The sequence below is a fragment of the Pseudomonadota bacterium genome, assembly GCA_026388315.1.
Lineage (GTDB): Bacteria > Desulfobacterota > Syntrophorhabdia > Syntrophorhabdales > Syntrophorhabdaceae > MWEV01.
On sequence record JAPLKA010000085.1, the window covers coordinates 14768 to 36435 of the forward strand.

Sequence of the window (21668 nt, forward strand, 5' to 3'; positions counted from 1 at the left end):
TGCGCTTCACCTTTCACCTTATTACTACTCCACATTTTGTGCCTGCTCCCGCATCTTTTCAATCTCTACCTTTATCTGGACAACCCTCTCGTTGATATAGAGGTCATTGGATTTGCTTCCGATAGTATTTGTCTCCCGTACCATTTCCTGGATAATAAAATCGAGCTTTCTTCCAGCCGCGTCAGGCGAGCTCAACGTACCTTTAAAATTTTCTATATGCCCTTTCAACCTCATAATTTCCTCTGCAATATCAAGACGTTCCATGTATATAGCAAGCTCCTGCAACACCCTTACTTCGTCGATGGAAGTTGATTTCGTAACCTCTATCATCTTTTCTTTCAGCTTCTCTTCGTGGACTTTAATCGTTAGAGGCCACCTGCCCTCTATTTCGCTGAGGTTGTTCATAATCTTTTTTAAACGTTCCTTCAGGTCTTTCTGGATAAGCTTTCCTTCTTTAGTCCTTTCTTCGTTCAGCTTTTTAAGCAAATCCTCAAATGACAGCACCAGATTATCTACAGATATGTTGTTATTTTCCTCGTAGCTCAAGATGTCCCTGAAGGTCAAAATATTTTCTATGGTCAGATCACCCTTTAGGCCATACACGTTCTTCAACACATTTACAAGATCAAGGTATTGTTTCACCGCAATCTCATTTATCTTTGGAGTACTCCACTCTCCGCTTATTCTTTCCCATTTCATTGTTATGTCTATCTTGCCTCTTTTTATGTGTTTCTTTGCCAATTCCCTCAGTTTTTGCTCATAGAGGTAATCTATCTTCGGGAGCTTCAGATTGATTTCAAGATAACGGCTGTTTAATGCCCGCGTCTCACCTGTAATCTTCCCTGTTTCACATTCCATTTCTGCTTTTGCAAATCCTGTCATGCTCTTTATCATGGTTAACTCCCTTGAATGTCGGTATTTAATATCTTCCTACCTTCTTAACTTCCTAATTCTTCGTACTTTCTTACCTTCTCCTTTAGCGACTCTCTCCACCTGTTTAATAATGAAATAACCTCTTTGCTCCCATAATCAGGATATGTCCACCCAAGGGGTCTGTAAGTTCCGGCGCTGAAGGTAAGCGTAAGGTCTCCATATATCCCGCTGCCGACGTAGATCCTGTGGGCGTACCCTTTCGTTGTGGCAAGGACGATATTTTCAAGGGATATATATCCGGGGTCAATATTTACCATCCTTTTACCTTTTAGCGCAAGCACAAGTTCTATGTCATTGGTTTTTAATTTAATATCAGGAAGCGTATCCCTCCAAAAGAGCGGCTCGAAGAGTATAAATATCCGCGAGAGATTACCACCCATTTCTCTTTCATAATAATCCGTCTGGGAAAATAGTATGAAAGCCGTTTCTTCCTGAAAATTACCGATTGCGGCCCGAAGCCTTTCCTTTGCATCAAAGAGGGGCCTTTCGTCACTGAAAATGATGCTCGTAAAAAACTGAACAGGTTTTGGTGTTTTTACTGTACCCATAGCATGAAATATTCCCTGTTCTTTCTCTCTTTTTCCCTCGGGGCTTCCACAATATCGACACATTTCAAACCAAGCGTATGTCCAAATGTCTTCATGCCCTCAATCACCCTCTCGATCTTCTTCTCGTCCTTCACAATACCGCCTTTTCCTACTTCAAACCTCCCGACCTCGAACTGTGGTTTTACGAGCGAAACAATATGACCGCCGGCATTGAGAAGGGGCTTTACAACGGGAAGTATCTTTTTGAGTGAGATAAAGGATACGTCCATCGTGACGATATCCACCTTTTCACCAATATCATCAAGGGTAAGGTACCGGGCATTAAAATTCTCCTTTACTATTACCCTTCCGTCATTTCTGAGGCTTTCGTGCAACTGGTGTGTCCCTGCATCAATTGCGTATACACGAAAAGCGCCTGATTTTAAAAGGTAATCGACGAATCCGCCCGTTGATGAACCAATATCGACTGCCTTTTTATTCCTTATGCTGATACCAAATGCCTTTATTGCCTTCTCAAGTTTTACTCCACCATAGCCTACATAAGGGATGGGGTTTTTCCTGATTTTAATGGCAACATCATGAGGCACTTTCATATCAGGCTTGATAACCCGTTCGGTTCCGATGTATATCTCGCCTGCCATGATAAGGATCTTCGCCCTTTCCCGCGACGGAGCGAGTCCTTGCTTTGCGAGCACTACATCTATACGTTCTTTAACCACTGCCGTATTGTACTTTTTATACCTTCCGTGTTGAGGCCGATCTTTTCTCTCAGCGTGCCCTGAGCGCCATGCAATAGAAACATATCGGGTATGCCAGCCCTCCGGACAACTGCGTCTATTCTTTCTTCTGACAACATTTCCATCACTCCGCTCCCAAACCCGCCAATGACAGTATTTTCCTCCACTGTTAAAATCTTTTTTATGGATGTCGCTGTATCAATAAGCATGTCCCTGTCCATTGGTTTTATAAATCGCCCGTTTATGACCGTGCACCGTATTCCTTCTTCTCCGAGCTCCATAGCAGCCGATAGCGATGGATAAACAGTGTTACCGCAGGCGATGATTGCAAGGTCATTGCCTTCTTTCAGTTTCTCCCATTTTCCCACGGGGATCTCCGTAAAATCTTTATCCGGCCGGGCGCCCCGGGCCTCACCTCTTGGATACCTTATTGCAGCAGGTTTCCCGTAGAGATACGCAGAATAGAGCATCTGCCTCAGCTCATTTCCGTCTTTCGGGGCCATGAGTATCATATTGGGAATATGCCTGAAATACGTGAGGTCAAAAGCGCCGTGGTGGGTAGGACCATCCTGGCCTACAATGCCGCTCCGGTCAACGGCGAAGACAACGGGAAGTCCCTGGAGGCACACATCCAATATAATCTGATCATATGCCCTCTGGAGGAAGGTTGAATATATCGCCACAAAAGGCTTTAAACCACCCAGCGCAAGGGCGGCAGCAAAGGTAACCCCGTGTTGCTCTGCAATACCGATATCGTAAAACCTGTCAGGAAAGCGTTGTGAAAATTTTTCAAGCCCGGTTCCCAAACCCATAGCAGCAGTAATAGCCATTACCTTATCGTCTCTTTCGGCAAGTTCAATAATCGTATCCCCGAAGATGTCCGTATAGGAAGGCGCCCCATTTTTTGTGGGACTGCCCGTTTCTATCTCAAAGGTTGAAACACCATGAAACCGGGCAGGATCGTCCTCGGCATGGGTATATCCCCTCCCTTTTTTCGTTACCACATGGACCAGGATGGGACCCTTTAACCTCCTGATATTTCTTAACGTTTCGATGAGATAATTGAAATTGTGTCCGTCCACAGGACCAAAATATTGAAATCCAAGCTGTTCAAAGATAATCCCGGGCGTAATAAATCCCTTGACCGATTCTTCAATGTGTTTTGCAACTTTATATACTGTATCTCCCATCGCAGGGATATTTTTCAGCATCTTCTTCAACTCTTCCCTAGCGTTGCTTACGAATTCACCTGTCATGATCCTGTTGAGATACGAGGAAAGAGCGCCAATATTTTTCGAAATGGACATTTCATTATCATTAAGGATTACAATAATATCGCTTTTCAAATGACCTGCATGGTTTAAAGCCTCGAAAGACATGCCGCCCGTGAGCGAACCATCGCCGATTACTGTAATGATCTTGTAGGACTGGTTCATCTTTTTTCTCGCCTCTGCAAGCCCCACGGCTATGGAAATGGAATTGCTGGCGTGACCCGTGTTGAATACGTCGTATATGCTTTCCTTCCTGCTCGGAAAACCACTCAGTCCGTCGTCCTGCCTGAGTGTTCCGAATTGATCCCTTCTTCCTGTCAGTATTTTGTGTGCGTAGCACTGGTGGCCCACATCCCATATGATTTTATCAACGGGGGTGTCAAAGACATGGTGGAGCGCAATAGTTAACTCCACAACGCCGAGGCTTGAAGACAAATGCCCGCCTGTTTTTGAGACTACATCGATAATTAATGTTCGTATTTCATCCGAGAGGATTATGAGTTCAGGGATAGTTAATTTTTTTACATCATCGGGAGAATTGGTGTTTTCGAGGAACATCAGGCAACCCTGTTACCCAGGAGCCTCGCGAGGTCTGAGAGTATTATTGCGTTGTCCCCCAAGAATTCTACTGATTTTATAGATTCTTCTATAAGCTGCTCCAACTTGATTTTCGATGCCATAATGCCATAATGCTTTATATACGTTTGTTTCCCCGTATCTTTTTTAAGCCGCTTTCCCACCAGTTCTTCATCGCCTTCAGCGTCCAGTATGTCATCCATGATCTGAAAGGCAAGCCCGATACATTCAGCATATTTTGTAAATCTTTTTAGTTCTCGGATCTTTGAACCTCCCATAATGGCGCCTATCCGCACCGATGCCTTTATCAGTGCCATTGTTTTGTGCATATGTATATAGTTGAGAATATTTTTTGTCCCTTCCTTTCCGTCATAGAGAACATCCATCACCTGACCACCCACCATGCCATCGGCGCCGGAGGCCGTGGCAATCTCAAAGATAACCTGTTTAAGGACTTTAGGGCTTATGTTCTCAGTGTAACGGTTGTCGGCCATAATACGGAAGGCCTCGGTTAGCAGTGCATCGCCGGTGAGGACGGCAATGGCATCACCGAATACCTTATGACATGTGGGCCTTCCACGCCTTATATCGTCATTGTCTATGCTCGGGAGATCATCATGAATGAGCGAGTAGGTGTGTATCATCTCTATCGTACAGGCAATAGGGAGTAAATCGTCACTCGATTTTCCATTTGCTTCGCATGCTGCAACGGCAAGTATGGGCCTTATCCTCTTGCCATTGGAAAACAGCATGTATTCCATGGCATCACGCAACGTACCGGGCGTGGTCTTAAAGGAAGCGAAGATATCCTTTAATGTATTCTCGACAATGATTCGTTTATCATGAAGATATGCTCCAAGCTCCATCATACGTTATCCTGTGGAAAAGGTCTTTTTTCAATTGTACCGTCTTCCTTTTTGATGAGGACCTCCACCTTCTTTTCTATCTCGTCAAGTCTTTTTGAAAGCTCCCTGGTAAGAGAAAGCCCCTCTTTAAAAAGGCTTAGCGCTTCATCGAGGGAGATGTTCCCTTCATCAAGCGTCTTTACAATCCCTTCCAGTTTTTTCAAGCCGTCTTCGAACTTCATATTATACTGCCTATTATAAAATTTAAAATTGGAGATTTTCAAGTTGATAATTTGCAATAAACAATGTAATTTTATGAATCAGCCATGGCAACGCTCGTTATGAAGTTCCCCATCACAAAAGAAGGGTATGGAAACCTGAAAAAGGAGCATGAATACCTGCTCAACACAAAAAGACCGAAAATCATTCAGGCTATAGAGGTAGCACGGGAACACGGCGATTTATCAGAAAATGCCGAATACGATGCGGCAAAGGAAGAGTTTCAGTTCCTCCAGAAAAAAGTTGCAGAACTTGAGGATATGATACGGAATTCCGAAGTTGTTGCTATCAAGAATACAGAGCATGAAAGTGTTGAGTTTGGATGCAACATTACTTTGAAAAACCTTGGCACCGATGAAGAGGTGGTGTACCAGTTAGTCGGTCCTTACGAATCAGACATACAAAAAGGAAGGATATCGATGAGTTCCCCCCTCGGGAGGGCGCTCCTGGGTAAATCTGTTGGTGATGAGATCAATTTCTCAGCGCCAGGTGGCCAGAGGAATTACGAAATAGTCAAAATTATCTGATACCAATTCGCCTTCATTCATATAACTTCGTTGCCTTCGTCGTCATCTCCTCGACGTACTAAAATGTACGCCTCCGTCGCCTCCTCCTTGTCGCCTCGTTCTATCTTTGAATCCGAATTGGTATGAGCTTCCCCTTCAGCTTTACAATTTATCGCCTCTGATCCCTTCTTTTCATGTTGTTTATTACATTCTCAAGCCTCATCTTTGTTGCAATGTCCAGGGCAGTCTTGTTTTCTTTATTTGTGATGGTCAAGTCAGCGCCTCTTTCAATGAGAAACGAAGCAATGCCAGTATGCATTCTCGTGCAGGCATTCATAAGCGGGGTGTTGCCGAATTTATCCTGAATATTCGCGTCAGCCTTATATTCTGCAAGTAATTTCACAATATCTATGTATCCGTTTCTGCTTGCAAGAACAAGAGGTGTATCACCATTATTATCCTGAACATTTACATCGGCACCCCTTGCCATTAATAATCTGGCGGCCCCCAGATGACCACGTACGCATGCATAGAGGAGAGGAGTATTGCCAGGCCTGTTCTTTACATTAACCTGCGCCCCGCTATCGATGAGAAGCCGTGCAATATCGGTAAAACCGAACATACACGTTGCGATAAGGGGTGTTGAGCCATTCGTATCAGTAACATTTACATCTGTGCCCTTTTCCACCAGAACCCGCACACCCTCAAGGTTCCCCCTCTCGCATGTTTTTATTAACAATTCAGTAAACTCGTTACTCATACCCTACCTCCTTTACTATAAATAACCAATCGTCAATCTTCCAAATTACACCTGTCTGCCTCGTCCAAAGCACAGGCAGGAAAGTTTAATATTGTTCTTTATATATCATACATTATGAATATGGCAAGGGATTAAAAGAAATTTTAATACACCTTTGTTTGTATCTGTCCCGTTTGCATGATAGTATTAAGCTGAAAAAAAATATAACAAAAGGAGGTTTGCATGGAAAGAGATGTTGAAGGGTTGCACAAATCTCTTTTAAACAACCTGACTTATAACCTTGCGAAGGATATGTATTCAGCCACGACAAGGGATAAATTCAGTTCTGTTGTGCTGTCTGTCAGAGAACTCCTCATTGAACAGTGGATCAACACCCAGCAACGCTATTACGATGTTAATGCAAAAAGGGTATATTACCTGTCCCTCGAGTTTCTCCTGGGGAGGCTCCTGAGGAACTACGTCATCAATCTTGGGCTTTCGGATGAATACGGCAAAGCAGTGGATATCCTCGGACTCAGTTACGAAGATGCGCTTGAGCACGAGTGGGATGCAGGATTGGGCAACGGTGGCCTGGGCAGGCTTGCCGCCTGTTTCCTCGATTCGCTCGCCACACTCCAATATCCGGGCTATGGCTACGGCATTCGTTATGAATATGGCATCTTTTATCAGAAGATAAAGGATGGTTTTCAAATAGAGGTTCCCGATAACTGGTTGAGATATGGCAATCCCTGGGAGTTCCCCCGGCCTGAGCTTTTATATCCGGTCCGTTTTTATGGAAAAATTGAGACCATTACAGGTGGTAGCGGCAGATTTCAGATGAAATGGGTAGGCGGCGATGAGGTCATGGCCATGGCCTATGACTATCCTATCCCGGGGTTTCGTAATAAAACGGTAAATACGCTTCGCCTATGGGCAGCAAAATCAACAAGAGATTTTAACCTTGAATATTTCAACAGCGGAGATTATATCAGGGCTGTTCAGGATAAAAACAGCAGTGAAGTCATATCAAAAGTGCTTTACCCCAGTGACCAGTACGCTGCCGGTAAAGAACTGAGACTAAAACAGCAGTATTTCTTTGTAAGCGCCACCCTCAAAGATATTATCAGAAGATATAAAAAATATCATCAGAGTTACAACGAGTTTCCCGAAAATGTAGCTGTCCAGCTTAACGACACCCATCCCTCTATTGCTATCCCGGAACTCATGAGGATTTTCGTTGACGATGATGGTCTTGATTGGGACGACGCATGGGAGATAACTTCAAAAACATTTGGTTACACCAACCACACAGTGCTTCCCGAGGCCCTTGAGACATGGTCGGAGGGTCTCTTTGGTTATCTTTTGCCCCGTCACCTGCGGATTATCCAGGAGATGGATAGGCGGTTTCTAATACAGGTATCAGCACGGTTTCCCGATGAGCCGGAGCGAAAAAACAGAATGGCAATCATCACCGGTGACGGAGAACGGTCTGTCAATATGGCCCGGCTCGCAATAATAGGGAGCCACAGCGTTAACGGTGTTTCAGAACTTCATACCGATATCTTGAAACAAAGTGTGTTTAGAGATTTCAACGAAATGATGCCGGAAAAGTTCAAGAACGTGACGAACGGTATTACACCGAGGCGCTGGCTTCTCCAGTCTAACCCACACCTGTCCAGCCTCATTACAGATACAATCGGCGACAAATGGATGACGAATCTCGAAGAGTTAAAAAACCTGGAAGCCTTTGCAGACGATAAAGGGTTCTGCAAAGAATTTCGCCTGATAAAAGAGGCGAATAAGGATGAATTATCCGATTATCTTTTTAAAGCCTACTGGCTTTCTTTCCCTTCGGACTACATGCTTGACTGCCAGACAAAACGATTTCATGAATATAAACGCCAGTTGTTGAACGTTCTCCATGTTGTTACCATGTACAACAGGATCAGGGAAGGCAGGGTTGACAAAAACCTTACACCAAGGACTGTCCTGTTCTCCGGAAAATCAGCCCCCGGGTATTTTATCTGTAAACTCATCATCAAGCTCATTCATAATATAAGTGCTGTTGTTGATGCCGATCCGGCAGCACGGGATATGCTAATGGTAGTTTTTGTTCCCAATTACGACGTAAGCCTTGCACAGCGTATTATGCCTGCGGCAGAACTTTCGGAGCAGATTTCCACTGCCGGATACGAAGCGTCGGGAACGGGTAATATGAAGTACACCATTAATGGGGCCTTGACTATCGGGACCCTTGACGGTGCAAACGTAGAAATAAGGGAAGAGGTGGGAGACGAAAATTTCTTTCTCTTCGGCCTTAAAACAGAAGAGCTTGCAGCGATGCGCGCCTCCTATAATCCTCGTCAATACTATGAGGAGAATAAAGAACTTAAGCAGGCCATAGACCAGATTTCCGGAGGGTATTTTTCACCGGATATTCCACAGTTATTCCAGCCCATTATAAGCTCTCTCCTCGACCACGACCAGTATTTCGTTTTAGCGGATTACGCATCTTATATGGAATGTCAGGAAAGGGTAGACAAAACTTATCGCGACAAAGACCGTTGGACAAAGATGGCTGTCCTCAATGTGGCACGATCCGGAAAATTCTCAAGCGACAGGGCTATCCGTGAATATGCGGAAACAATCTGGAATATTCTGCCCGTGCCTGTATAGGAAAGACAAAATCTATGGCAGACGGTAAAAACAAAATATTCATGCTGGGGGTAGTACACAGGGACGCAGAGGGGCCGAAATTGCTCCTCCAATGGCTTGAACGAATCATGCCCCACATTGTCACCCTGGAGTTTTCTCATTACGGGTTAACGTTTAGAAAGAAAAAAGGCAAAGAATATAGAAAAAGGATCAAGGAAGTCCTGACAAAAATTAAGGGGAATAACCGGAAATATAACGCAGAAACATTGGCGGATCTCCTCTCCTATGTGGATGTGCCCTATGAATATAAAGTTGTATCTCAATATACAAAAAAACAGAGCGGATTATTATATTTAATCGATCTTGATGTCTTTTCATGTCTTAAGCTCAAAAACAGCGAAGAATTGTTCCATCCGGCCAATATTGAGAAACTTCTCTGCAATGGTAAAGGCCATCACGCCGGGAATGAAAAGGCCATGGCAAAGCTGTTTTTTGAGGGTGGAATCAAGGTTGCTCGCTATACCGAAGAAATGCGCATAAGGGACAGGCATATGAGGGATAAAATATCAATACTCACGAGGTCACGTAAGGATAAAAGATTTCTCCACATCTGTGGGTGGCAGCATCTGGAGGACCCCCATAACCTGTATACCCCACTGAATCCGGAAAAGGTGTTTATCTATGATAAAACTGTTCGTATTTGACCTCGGGAACGTGATTCTGCCTTTTGAGCACAGACAGATTGCAACAAAACTCTATGAAAAATCCAGAGACAAGGCACGGTTTGCATCTGACGAAATATTTACGTTTATGTTTGAAAGAGATAAAGGACTTATTAACGACTATGAAACCGGCCAGACGTCTTCAGAAGAATTTTTCAGGCAGCTAAAAGAGCGGTACAAACTTGACATGACCTTTGAAAAATTCAGAGATATATGGAATCCAATTTTCCAGGAGAACAGGGAGGTCAATGATGCCATATTGTACTTGAAATCAAAGGGTTACCCCATATTCCTCCTGAGCAATACCAATGAACTCCATTTCTCGTATATTATTGAGCAGTATCCCATCGTACACGTGCTGGACGAATGGATACTTTCCTTTGAGGCAGGCGTGAAAAAGCCGGAGAAGAGAATCTATGAAATGATCTTTGAGAAGATGGATGTGGATAAAGACGATGTATTTTACATAGATGACGTTGAGCGGTATGTGGAGGCAGCAAAAGGGTTTGGCATACAGGGGATGGTATTTAAAGATGCAGGGCGGTTGTGGAAAGCAATTAATAAAATTGTGGAAGGGAAAGGGGCAGGCTGAAGGTGGAAGGAAAAAGTTGAACAGGTGTTAGAATGATAAAATATCCGAACATTGACCCGGTAATTATTAAAATTGGCCCTCTCTCCATGAGATGGTACGGCCTCATGTATATTTTTGGCTTTGTCTCCTCTTATCTCCTTACCCTTTATCAGTTGAAGAAAAAAAAATCCTTAAAGATGGACAAGGCTGCCATTGATGACCTTTATTTTTATCTGATCCTCGGGCTTATTGTCGGCGCACGGCTCGGTTATGTATTCTTTTACAATCCCGGGTTCTATATTGATAATCCCCTTGAAATATTTGTAGTATGGCATGGAGGGATGTCCTTTCATGGCGGACTTATAGGAACTTTCATCGCAGGCTATTTTGTCATAAAAAAATGGCGTCTCAATTTCTTTACCGTGGCAGACCTTCTTGTCCCCACATGTCCCATTGGCATTGGTTTTGGGAGGCTTGGTAATTTTATAAACGCAGAGCTTTTCGGCAAACCCTCGGATGTGCCATGGGCAATGGTATTCCCCCAGGGAGGAAATGTGGCAAGGCATCCTTCACAACTCTATGAGGCATCCCTGGAAGGCCTTGTGCTTTTTGTGGTACTGTGGATCTATAAGGACAAGAAAAAACGGGAAGGCGATGTCTTTGCTCTTTTTCTCATTCTCTATGGAATATTCAGGATATTTTGTGAGTATTTCAGGGAACCTGACCAGCAGGTTGGATATATTCTGAACATGTTTACCATGGGCCAGATATTAAGCGGGGCCATGATCCTGGTTGGGTTATTTCTCAAATTCTTCTATCTGCCCGGACGGAAAGCATAAAAACCCGATAGTCTTCAACAGTTTTTTAACAGGGATAACATCGGATACATACGGATGAGAACCTTGAGCGCTACTGACCCGAATCGTGATACTTCAGCGATTCAGGTCAGACACATCATCCCCTTCGGGGATATTGTGTGTTTATTTTGGTTCTTTCTTATTTAAGGTGCACTTCCCGTAGTCTCAGAAAGTGCTTGTTTTTTATGGTAGAAATATCTGATCCGACTCCCGCTCATTTTTTCCTCTTCTAAAGAAGTTGTCAAGTATTTGCCATTAGTTCCAAAAAAACAACATTTCAAATATCTACACATCTTGTTCCTGATTGGATTTAGAAGTTATACAATAAGTCAATAACGTCTCGTTCATGATCACGGCAACGCAATGTTTGCAGTAACGTCCACATACAACCAAAGAAACAGTCAAAATGGGCGATTTAGCCCACAGACTTGCGGTATCGTCGCATAAAAAGCGAAAAAGAAAGACGGACCTGTCGTAATATGTTGCATAAAACGCTTTAATCTCCTTGCAGGTGAAACACGCCCGTTGTCATAGCAAGAACATACAAGACAAACCAGATGAAATGTTTTAATATTACGTGAAATAGCAGGGTATGTTTTTAAGCATGAAGCCATTATTGAGGATAACATATTGAGATTATGAAATGCTCGGATAATACAGATATTGTTAAATTTTCACGTGCCGCCGACCTTGGTAATCTTGAGTTTCTCCATGCCACGTTTATTTCGCATTCATTCCCCAGGCATACCCATGAAACATTTGCCATAGGGGTCATAGAAAGAGGTGTGCAGGCCACATATTATGGCGGCTCAACCCATATTGCCACTCCCAGCGATATTTGTCTTGTAAACCCGGGGGAAGTCCACACAGGATTTTCGCCTCATGAATCCGGATGGACATACAGGGTTTTTTACCCTGATGTCTCTTTTCTTAAAAGGGCAGCAGATGCTACTTGTGCACGGGGGCGGCTTCCACATTTCCCGTCACCGGTCATCAAAGATCAGCTCCTCTCCCAAAATATCCTCGCTTTCTTGAAATTACTTGAAGAATCAGATATCTCCCTCGAGCGAGAATCGTTCCTCTTGTCCGTTCTGACGCACATGATTCGGAGACATGCCGATATGGGAGAAAGTACGAACACATATTTGAAAAAGGAGAGGCGTGCCGTAAAGACAGTGCTGGAGTATCTGGACGCACATTTTACAGAGAACGTCACGCTCTCTGAGCTTACCGATATTACCAATATAAGTGAGTTTCACCTCTTGCGTCTTTTTCGTGACGAGGTCGGTTTGCCGCCCCATGCATATCTTATCCAGAAACGCATAAACTATGCCAAAAACATGCTATCCCAGCGCCTTACCATTGCACAGACTGCCCTTGAAACAGGGTTTGCAGACCAGAGCCATTTTACACGGCGCTTTAAGAAAATCATGGGCATTACCCCCGGGCAATACTGCCACAACAGCAATATCGTACAAGAAAGAAACTGAAACTTTCCTTATAATCCATAAAAGTCATTCGCATGCAGTATTATGCCGGCTATGTGAAGCATCAAAAAAAGGAGGCTTTTTTATGATCAGAAGATGCGGCGATACGGATTTTGAAGTAATACTCGACATAATAAACGATGGAGCAAGGGCTTATGAAGGCGTGATACCGGCTGATTGCTGGCACGAGCCGTATATGACGCATGAAGAATTAAGGTTTGAAATACAGGATGGTGTTCTTTTCTGGGGGTATGAGGAGAAATACGGTCTGAACGCCGTCATGGGTATACAGGATAAAAATGATGCGATACTTATCCGTCATGCCTACGTGCGGACAGCAAGGAGAAATCAGGGGATTGGCGAGAAGTTGCTCCGTTTCCACGAACTTCAGACAACCAAGCCAATGCTTATCGGAACATGGGCAGATGCGCTCTGGGCAATAGCATTCTACAAAAAGCATGGATACCGGCTCCTTGAGACGGAAGAGAAGAACCGGCTGCTGATGCGATACTGGACTATCTCAAGGCGACAGGTAGAAACTTCTGTTGTGCTTGCAGATAAGAAATGGACCAGCATATGAGCGGGCGAAAAGAGTCCCGGTTTTTTTATGGTTACGTACTGGTTATCGCCGGGTTTTTTATTATGGTCGCCATGTACGGCACGCTCTATTCCTTTGGAATTTTTCTTAAGCCAGTACTTGACGAATTGGGATGGACAAGGACGACCGTCTCAGGGGCATACTCGCTCTGTTTTCTCTTAAGCGGCCTTCTTTCAATGATTTCCGGAAGATTAAGCGACAGATTCGGTCCGAGAAAGGTCATTTCATGCTCAGGTGTGCTGTTGGGTGCGGGCTACCTTCTGATGTCGAACACGAGTACTGTTCGAGGAATGTACCTCTATTATGGACTGCTGGCAGGGGCGGGCATGAGCGGCGGCATCGCCCCGGTGTGCTCTACCATAACAAAATGGTTTATCAGGAGAAGGGGACTTATGACAGGGATCGTGCTTGCCGGAGTTGGTACGGGAACCCTGATCGTACCCCCTATTGTGAATCTCCTTGTTGCAGGCTACGGCTGGCGCACTTCAATGGCATTGGCAGGGTCCGTTACCTTTGTGCTCGTTACAGGTTTGGCCCAGCTTTTTATACAGGACCCGGGTAAAAAAGGGATATTACCATACGGAGCCGAAGGGGCATCAATACAAACCATGCAATGCGACATGGCGGGCATTGCCCTGAGAAAGACAATCTGCAATGCCCAGTTATGGATACTATTTGCTATCTATGTTTTCGCCGGATTTTTTATACAGATTGTTGTCGTGCATATTGCTGCCTATGCCATCTCTCTGGGATTCTCAATGGCTGACAGCGCCTTCCTCTTGTCTATCGTCGGTATCGGCGGCCTGATCGGAAGGGTTGCGGGTGGGAGCACATCTGATAGGATCGAGGGTAGAGTTATGATGGTAGTTTCCATGGTTTCCATGACAGCCGGATTCATATGGCTTCTGGTATCAAGCAGGTTATGGATGCTCTCATGCTTTGCTATCCTATTCGGATTTGCATATGGCGAGATATTGTGTATGATGCCGCTTCTTCCCGCCTGGCTCTTCGGACTACGAAATCACGGCGCAATCCTGGGTATTATTACCTTTGCCAGCACGTTCGGCGGAAGCATCGGCCCTGTAGCAGCGGGGAGGATTTTCGATGTAACGGGCAGCTACCGGATGGTATGGATCGTCTGCATTGCCGTCTCAGTTGCCGGTCTGATACTGGCCGTGTTCATTAATAAAGTTCGTGTAAAACTTTGAGCAGGCTAAGAGCACTTAATATTAAAATTGGTTGGATCGAAATCCATTCCCGTTTATTGATAACCACATGAAAGCTGCTACATACCGAGCACTGGTCGGGTTAAGAATTACAATAAATAATGGTTGATCTGGCAAGACAAACAAATCTATTGATAAGCAGGTGTTAGCGATGAATTCCGGTTATCCGCAAGGAGGTTCGTAAAACCAAGGAACGAATACCAAAATTGGCGGGGTTTCCTTTTAAAAGGGCTGAGAAAGGTAAACAATGTGTAAAATAAGGGACACCCAGAGTTGATTAGCTCGCAAAAAAATCACGGGTTTCATCTTTATTCCGCCTCGCAAGGTTGCTGCGGGCTTCATGCCATATCTGGCTATGAGTGTCCCATATTTCAGTAATAGCACATGAAGTTATATGTGTCAAGCAGCCCTTTTCATATGTCATCTTAAAGTTAAAAGTGAACTCTTGTTCAAGAGAGGCAGTGTACTTTTAACAAAAGCCCTCATGTTATCAATCATTTCTTCGACCTGGAGGGCATGAGAAAATATATTAACCCAACGGCGTTGTGGCCGGAAGAACTTTGCGGCTTCGCCGTTAAACTGTTATGCGAGTCGCGACTTCGAGTATGTCTTGGGGCCACCCATCTCAGCGCTTCGATGGGTGGCCGCTTGCGGGTGGACAAGTTCGAAAATTGAGTGGATGCGTTGCGACCCCGCTGTCGACGCGGGATACCCCGCATTACTGGCAAGGGTAAGGAAGCGCAGGGAGCAGGGAGGGTAAGGTTTAATTGCGAACACGGTGAGCAACAACAGTGTTCCGGCCATACCTTACTGCTCACCCCTTTCCAGAAAGTTTCGCCGCCCGCGAGCCTCTAAATTGAGTGCAGGGAAGATATTTTTTTGCTCTATTTTGTATACAAAAATACTTGACAATTATTTTAAGTGATACTATAGTTGATTCATTAAAATTGTATACAGTATCCAAAGGGGGAACCATGGAAGATCACGAGATTTTTAAAAACATTACCGTCCTTTCGCTTGAACAGGCAACGGTCTTGCCGTACCTTTCCTACAGACTTGCCATGGATGGGGCAAACATTATACGAATGGAGCACCCTGTCTATGGAGACCCGAACAGAAGGGTAGGCGAAAACAGGCTTAACGAAGACAGGATGTACACGTATTTCCTTACCATTAACTGCAACAAAAAGGCCATTACCCTGGATCTGGGTACGCCGGAAGGCAAGGAAATCTTCAGGGATTTGCTTATAAAACTGGATGTTGACATATTTGCCACAAACCAGCTCCCGAGGAATTATCCAAAGCTCGGCATTGATTACGAAGCAGTAAAATCCATCAAGCCCGATATTATATGGGTGGGCCTTACTGGTTTCGGCCCCGAAAGTAATGAGGCTGCCTATGACCCCATTCTCCAGGCAAGAAGCGGACTCATGGAAGTCACTGGCGACAAAAACGGTCCTCCGTATGTCCTCGGTGTACCGCTCCCCGATATGGGCGCCAGCGAACATGCGTACGGGTTGATCATGAAAGCCCTCTATAAGCGGGCAATGACTAAGGAAGGTTCGAGGATCGATGTTTCCATGTTCCAGAGTACCGTCTCTTGGCTTACCGTCCCCATTACCCAGACAAAATCCTTCAATAAAAAGATCACGAGGAGAGGGAATACCCATGAGTTTTTCGCGCCCGTAAGCGTCTACAAGACCAAAGACGGGTATGCATATGTTGCCGTCGGGAACGACATCCAGTGGGAAAGGATGCTGAAAATCAGCGGCTTTGAGGGCCTGGCGAAGCCGGAATATGCACGGAACGAGGGAAGGATAAAGAATGTTGATAATCTGAACAAGGCCGTTGAAGAGGCTACGGTGAAGTATACCATCGATGAACTTACTGCCCTGTTCACTAACGCCACCATTCCTATCTCCAAGGTCAACACTATAGAAGAAGTTCTCGAAGACCCCTATATAAAGGATGAAATACTCTCTTCTACCGATGCAAAGACAGGGACAACGATTTATCTTGCACCGTTACCCCATACAACAAGTTATGTAAAATCTGTGAACAGGAAACTGCCCTTCCCGCCAAGATTTGGCGAACAAAACGAAGAGATTTATATGAATACCCTTGGCTACACAAGAGAAAGACTGGACGAATGGAAAACAAAGGGAATAATTTGAGGAGGTCAAATGAATACCCCCGATGAGCAGCCCACTGTGAGGAAAGGGAAATTTTTGAGGGAACAGGTTTATAAAACATTAAAAAATACTATTTTAATCGGTGGTTTACAGCCGAAGAAGAGGCTCATTGAAGAAAAACTTGCCGATGAGATGGGGACAAGCAGAACTCCCGTGAGGGAGGCCATACAGAAACTCGAAAAGGAAGGCCTCATACACAAACTCCCCAGAGGCGGTTATGCGGTAAGCATTGTCACCGATGAGGATATTGAAGAGGTATTCGGAATACGGAGTGTCCTTGAAGGGTATGCAGGGTATCTTGCCACATCGAGGGCAACAGAAGACGACATAAAGGCATTGGAAGAGATTGTTCAGAAAGAAGAAGAATGCCTCAAAAAGAATAACACGGAAGAGATTATACAATTAAATACCGAATTTCATGACATATTATACAAAGCAGCAAAAAGCGCTAAACTGTACACTATAATTAACGATCTGAGAGATTGCATTTACCGGTACAGGATCATAATTTTCCGTTACAGCGGTATGGCAGAAATATCTATTAATGATCACAAGGACATGATCAACCTCATGAAGGAGAAAAATGCCATGCAGGTGGAGAAGCTTGTCCGGAAACACATCATAAGGGGAAAGAACCTGATAAAGAAAAAAATCAAAAGAGATGTCATAAAACATGGACTTGGTCAAAAAACTTCTTCAGGGAGATGAGAAGAGTGCGGCACGCCTCATCTCTATGGTAGAGGAAGGACGGCCCGAAGGCTTCAAAGCCATTTCGCTTATATATCCCCATACCGGTAAAGCACATGTCATTGGTGTTACCGGTGCACCCGGTGCAGGAAAAAGCACCCTGATTGGTAAGCTTGCTATGAGTTTTGTCAGCGAGGGCAAAAAGATCGGAATCATTGCTGTTGACCCGACAAGCTCAAAAGGTGGCGGGGCACTTCTCGGCGACCGCGTGCGAATGCGGGAAGCCGATAAAACAGGAGGGATCTTTATAAGATCAATGGCCCACAGGGGATATCCAGGCGGCATTGCAAAGGCAACAATCGGGGCAACGTACGTCCTCGAGGGTCTCGGCAAGGATATTATTATGGTGGAAAGTGTCGGTGCCGGCCAGACCGAGATCCAGATATCTGCATTGTGTGATACCGTTATTACTGTTGTAACGTCTGATTACGGGGATGATATTCAGCTTATGAAGGCAGGGCTTATTGAAATAGGAGATATTGTTGCTGTAAATAAGGCGGACAAGTCAGGGGCGGAAGACACTGTGAGGGACATTTCGATGCATATCGGGGATCGTAAACAGAATGGCTGGAAGATTCCCGTTGTCACAGTCCAGTCAATGAGCGGGGAAGGCGTGGAAGGGCTTAAAAATCACCTTGATGCACATTTTTCTTTTCTCAAGGAAGACGCCTCTGGTATTCAAAAGAAAAAAGCGCGCTTAAAAGCAATGATGCTGTCTCTTTTAAAAGAAGAAATGTGGAATACATTGATGGATAAGTGGAGCAATACCGGTGAGTTTCAAGGTATTGTAGGGCAACTCGAGGATGGAAAGGTGGACCCTTATGCAGCAGTGCACCAGGCATCCGAAATGATGTTTCGTACATAACAGATGGTTTGGGATGGATTTTAACTTTACACAGGAACAGATATTTTTCAGGGAACAGGTCGCGAAGGCCCTCAAAGAACTTGTTGAGCCACAGGCTTCAACGATAGACAAAGAAGACAGGTTCCCCCATGCATTGTTTAAAAAACTGGGTAGCTTAGGCTACTACGGTGTACGGTACCCCCAGGAAATCGGTGGCATGGGGGCAGACTGCACCACGTTTACCATTCTTGCTGAAGAGCTTGCCCGTGTCTCCGTAGCCTTTTCAGCCATTGTCACCATGCAGTGCCTCATGGGTACGGATTTTATCCACCGCTTTGGCACGAAAGATCACATAGAACGCCTCCTTATTCCTGCCATTAAAGGAGAAAAGATAGCCACCATTGCCTTTACCGAGCCGGATTATGGTTCTGATCTAGGGGCAATAAAGACAAAAGCTGTAAAAGAAGGAAATGAGTACGTGATCAGAGGCAGAAAGATGTGGATCACAAGTGCTGAAGTAGCTGATTTTGTGACTGTTGTTGCTACGGTGGACCCTTCAAAACGCCTCAAGGGCCTCGCCTTTTTCCTTGTTGAGAAGGGCACACCCGGTTTTTCGGTTGGTCAGAGGATTGATAAGATGTCAGCCAGGGGTTCGGTTACCGGAGAATTGATCTTTGATGAGTGCCGTATTCCTGAGACAAACCTTCTCGGAGAAGAGGGAAAGGGCGCCCAGTACCTTGAAGGACTTTTAAGCGAAATCAGGGTCATGATTGCGGGGTTGGGGCTCGGGCTTGCCCGGAGCGCTTATGCCGCCGGGATTAAATATGCTCAGGAACGGGAAGCCTTCGGGAAACCTGTTTCTCAATTCCAGCTCATTCAGGAAAAGATTGCAGAGATGGAGATGCGCATTAAAAGTACATGGCTTCTTACCTATCATGCAGCATGGCTTAAGGATCATGGCATGCCTGCAAAGAAAGAGGCTGCCATGGCAAAATTATATTCCACCGAAACAGCAACGTATGTGGTGGACCAGGTGACAAGGATACACGGGGCATATGGTATTGCAGAGGAATACCATGTTGAGAGGCTATACAGGGATGCACGTTTTCTCCTCTACGGAGGGGGGACGTCGGAAATATTGAAGACGATTATTGCGAAAGAGTGCCTTAAAACATAAACCGCTTTGTGCATGGTGCTTTGTGCATAATGTAAACTTGGAGGAATTTTATGGGAGAGCAGAAAAGGATAAAGGTTTTAATTGCGAAACCGGGACTTGATGGTCACGACAGAGGGGCCAAAGTAGTCGCCCAGGCCCTTAAGGAGGCAGGAATGGAGGTGATTTATTCCGGTCTCCACAAGACGATAGACCAGATCATTCATATTGCCATCCAGGAGGATGTGGATGTCATCGGGCTCTCTATCATGTCAGGCGCCCACATCCCGATTACGCAAAAGCTCTTTAAAAGACTTGGTGAAGAGGGGGTTACGGACAAGCTTGTTTTTGTCGGCGGTGTCATACCCGGGAAGGATATCCCCAGGCTCAAGGGGATAGGAGTTACCGGCGTTTTCCCCGGCGGCGCCCCTCTTGCCGAAACGATAGAGTTCTTAAAAAATACTGTAAAATAAGGATATTGCATTAGGAGGAAAATATGGCTGTTCCACGATACATTAAAGACAAAAAGGATCAGATTCTGGATGTCATTCTGGAATCCGGAATCCATGTAAAGCCTTCCTATACACCTGAAGACCTGGAACATATCGGCTTCAATTACGAAAAAGACGTTGCAGACCCGGGAAAATATCCATTTACAAGGGGAATACACCCCATGGGCTACAGGTCGAGGGCATGGACAACACGTCAGTATACCGGTTTCGGAAGCCCGGCGGAGACGAATGAGCGCTTCCAGCTCATGATTGCCCATGGCCAGACAGGGTTGAATGTTGCCTTTGATCTGCCGACACAGATGGGATATGACTCGGACGATCCCATGGCTGAAGGAGAAGTGGGACGGGTGGGCATGGCAGTAGATACACTCCGTGACTTTGAAATTGCCTTTAAGAACATACAATTAGACAAGATCGGTGCAGGACTTACTATCAATGCCGTGGCATCCATTATGCTTGCCATGTATCAGGCGGTAGCGGAAAAATTCGGGTACGATGCAAAAGTCATATCTGCAACACCTCAGAATGACATATTGAAAGAGATGATAGGTAGAGGGGCATGGATTTTCCCTGTGGAGCCGGCGGTGAAACTCATCGGTGACACGATCGAGTATTCTATGACCACCATGCCAAAGACAAACCCTGTAAGTGTATGCGGGTACCACATCAGAGAATCCGGTGCAACACCGGCCCAGGAAATCGCTTATGCTATCCTCATTGCCAACGCATACATCGATAATGTCCTTGCAAGGGGATACGATGTAGATGAATTTGTCGGGAGGTTTTCCTTTAATTTCAATGTGTTCGGCAATATGTGGGAACAGATTGCCAAATTCAGGGCGGCCCGGAAGCTCTGGGCACGGAATCTGAAAGAGAAATACAATGTAAAAAAGGCACAAAACCTTTTTCTGCGTGGGCTTTTCGGGGGTGGCGGATATGGACTCACCAAGGCACAGCCGGAAAACAACATCATGAGAGGGGCATATTATGCGCTCGTAGCTGCCCTGTCAGGTGCACAAACAACGGCATTGTGCAGTTTTGACGAAGCCTTTACGATTCCAACACCTCATTCAGCGCTTCTCTCGCTCCGCACGCTCCAGCTATTAATGGATGAGATGGGCCTGAGGGATACCGTTGATCCACTTGCCGGAAGCTACTTCATCGAAACGCTCACAAAAGAGATGGAGCAGAAAATCGAGGAAGAGATGGAAAAGATTGTAAAGTACGGTGGCATCACAAAGGCTGTTTCTGATGGGTATATCCAGAGACTTGTTGCACATCAGGCCTTTGAAGTGGAAAAAGGACTTGAATCAGGGGAGCTTCTGAAGGTAGGTGTCAATATCTATAAAGAGGGTGCCCCCATGGATGTAGAACTCCACGAGTATAACTATGAGACTGCCGAAAAACAGATTGAAAGCCTGCATCAGGTCAAGCGGGCACGTTCGGAGAGTGATGTGGCACGTACCCTGAAAGAGCTTGAAACTGCAACACTGGAGGGGAAGAATGTGATGCCCCATCTCGTTGAGTGCTGTAAGGCATATGCAACAGTTGGTGAAATGACGGGCATCTTCAGGCAGGTTTTTGGTGAATTCCAGGAACCAGGGCTGTTTTAGCAACAGGGTTCAAGGGGTCGAGTGATTTAAAAATGCTTAAGCCCTTGGATCTTGGAA

At 45.2% G+C, this 21668-nt stretch carries 21 protein-coding genes; 14 read left to right on the forward strand and 7 right to left on the reverse strand.

Annotated features, from left to right (window positions below; translation table 11 throughout):
• Window positions 1–24 precede the first annotated feature (24 nt).
• The 6 genes from NTX75_12015 to xseB are packed head-to-tail and all read right to left on the reverse strand — an operon-like array spanning window position 25 to window position 5152.
• Complete coding sequence (locus NTX75_12015) at window positions 25–894, reverse strand: YicC family protein (GenBank protein ID MCX5816945.1); 870 nt, start codon at window positions 892–894, stop codon at window positions 25–27.
• A 44-nt stretch (window positions 895–938) separates the two neighbouring features.
• Entirely contained in the window at window positions 939–1481 is a 543-nt protein-coding gene (locus NTX75_12020; GenBank protein MCX5816946.1) for a DUF4416 family protein, read from the reverse strand.
• Window positions 1469–2200 carry a TlyA family RNA methyltransferase gene (locus NTX75_12025; GenBank protein ID MCX5816947.1) on the reverse strand — a complete coding sequence of 244 codons (732 nt, stop codon included), beginning with the start codon at window positions 2198–2200 and terminating at the stop codon, window positions 1469–1471. Before NTX75_12025 ends, NTX75_12020 begins: the two co-directional genes overlap by 13 nt.
• A complete protein-coding gene (dxs, locus tag NTX75_12030; GenBank protein ID MCX5816948.1) occupies window positions 2182–4047 on the reverse strand; it encodes a 1-deoxy-D-xylulose-5-phosphate synthase in 1866 nt (621 codons plus the stop codon). The genes NTX75_12025 and dxs overlap by 19 nt, the downstream gene beginning before the upstream one ends.
• A complete protein-coding gene (locus tag NTX75_12035; GenBank protein ID MCX5816949.1) occupies window positions 4047–4934 on the reverse strand; it encodes a polyprenyl synthetase family protein in 888 nt (295 codons plus the stop codon). Before NTX75_12035 ends, dxs begins: the two co-directional genes overlap by 1 nt.
• A complete protein-coding gene (gene xseB, locus NTX75_12040) occupies window positions 4931–5152 on the reverse strand; it encodes an exodeoxyribonuclease VII small subunit (protein MCX5816950.1) in 222 nt (73 codons plus the stop codon). Before xseB ends, NTX75_12035 begins: the two co-directional genes overlap by 4 nt.
• A gap of 84 nt (window positions 5153–5236) precedes the next feature.
• Between xseB and greA the strand changes: the two genes are divergently transcribed.
• Window positions 5237–5716: a transcription elongation factor GreA gene (gene greA / locus NTX75_12045; protein ID MCX5816951.1), complete on the forward strand. Its 480-nt coding sequence runs from the start codon at window positions 5237–5239 to the stop codon at window positions 5714–5716.
• A gap of 148 nt (window positions 5717–5864) precedes the next feature.
• On the opposite strand, the gene NTX75_12050 is transcribed toward greA, so the two are convergent.
• Entirely contained in the window at window positions 5865–6455 is a 591-nt protein-coding gene (locus tag NTX75_12050; GenBank protein ID MCX5816952.1) for an ankyrin repeat domain-containing protein, read from the reverse strand.
• A gap of 222 nt (window positions 6456–6677) precedes the next feature.
• Here NTX75_12050 and NTX75_12055 point away from each other — a divergent pair, with 222 nt between their 5' ends.
• The 13 genes from NTX75_12055 (at window position 6678) to NTX75_12115 (ending at window position 21611) form a co-directional block, all read left to right on the forward strand.
• Window positions 6678–9110, forward strand: coding sequence for a glycogen/starch/alpha-glucan phosphorylase (locus tag NTX75_12055; GenBank protein ID MCX5816953.1), 2433 nt, complete (start codon window positions 6678–6680; stop codon window positions 9108–9110).
• Window positions 9111–9124: 14 nt separating this feature from the next.
• Window positions 9125–9793 carry a hypothetical protein gene (locus NTX75_12060; GenBank protein ID MCX5816954.1) on the forward strand — a complete coding sequence of 223 codons (669 nt, stop codon included), beginning with the start codon at window positions 9125–9127 and terminating at the stop codon, window positions 9791–9793.
• Window positions 9771–10403, forward strand: coding sequence for an HAD family phosphatase (locus NTX75_12065; protein MCX5816955.1), 633 nt, complete (start codon window positions 9771–9773; stop codon window positions 10401–10403). Before NTX75_12060 ends, NTX75_12065 begins: the two co-directional genes overlap by 23 nt.
• Before the next feature lie 32 nt (window positions 10404–10435).
• Window positions 10436–11221, forward strand: a complete 786-nt coding sequence (lgt, locus tag NTX75_12070) for a prolipoprotein diacylglyceryl transferase (GenBank protein ID MCX5816956.1) — start codon at window positions 10436–10438, stop codon at window positions 11219–11221.
• A 656-nt stretch (window positions 11222–11877) separates the two neighbouring features.
• Window positions 11878–12729, forward strand: coding sequence for an AraC family transcriptional regulator (locus NTX75_12075; protein MCX5816957.1), 852 nt, complete (start codon window positions 11878–11880; stop codon window positions 12727–12729).
• 82 nt (window positions 12730–12811) lie between these two features.
• Window positions 12812–13306, forward strand: coding sequence for a GNAT family N-acetyltransferase (locus tag NTX75_12080; protein MCX5816958.1), 495 nt, complete (start codon window positions 12812–12814; stop codon window positions 13304–13306).
• Entirely contained in the window at window positions 13291–14532 is a 1242-nt protein-coding gene (locus NTX75_12085; GenBank protein MCX5816959.1) for an MFS transporter, read from the forward strand. The genes NTX75_12080 and NTX75_12085 overlap by 16 nt, the downstream gene beginning before the upstream one ends.
• A 992-nt stretch (window positions 14533–15524) precedes the next feature.
• Window positions 15525–16724: a CoA transferase gene (locus tag NTX75_12090; protein ID MCX5816960.1), complete on the forward strand. Its 1200-nt coding sequence runs from the start codon at window positions 15525–15527 to the stop codon at window positions 16722–16724.
• Between the two features lie 9 nt (window positions 16725–16733).
• Window positions 16734–17450, forward strand: a complete 717-nt coding sequence (locus NTX75_12095; protein MCX5816961.1) for a GntR family transcriptional regulator — start codon at window positions 16734–16736, stop codon at window positions 17448–17450.
• Entirely contained in the window at window positions 17416–18354 is a 939-nt protein-coding gene (gene meaB, locus NTX75_12100) for a methylmalonyl Co-A mutase-associated GTPase MeaB (GenBank protein MCX5816962.1), read from the forward strand. Before NTX75_12095 ends, meaB begins: the two co-directional genes overlap by 35 nt.
• 13 nt (window positions 18355–18367) lie before the next feature.
• Window positions 18368–19510, forward strand: a complete 1143-nt coding sequence (locus NTX75_12105) for an acyl-CoA dehydrogenase family protein (GenBank protein ID MCX5816963.1) — start codon at window positions 18368–18370, stop codon at window positions 19508–19510.
• Window positions 19511–19560: 50 nt separating this feature from the next.
• Window positions 19561–19959 (forward strand): cobalamin B12-binding domain-containing protein, encoded by a 399-nt coding sequence (locus NTX75_12110; protein MCX5816964.1) that lies wholly within the window; start codon window positions 19561–19563, stop codon window positions 19957–19959.
• Window positions 19960–19982: 23 nt separating this feature from the next.
• Window positions 19983–21611, forward strand: coding sequence for a methylmalonyl-CoA mutase family protein (locus NTX75_12115; protein ID MCX5816965.1), 1629 nt, complete (start codon window positions 19983–19985; stop codon window positions 21609–21611).
• Window positions 21612–21668: the final 57 nt, after the last annotated feature.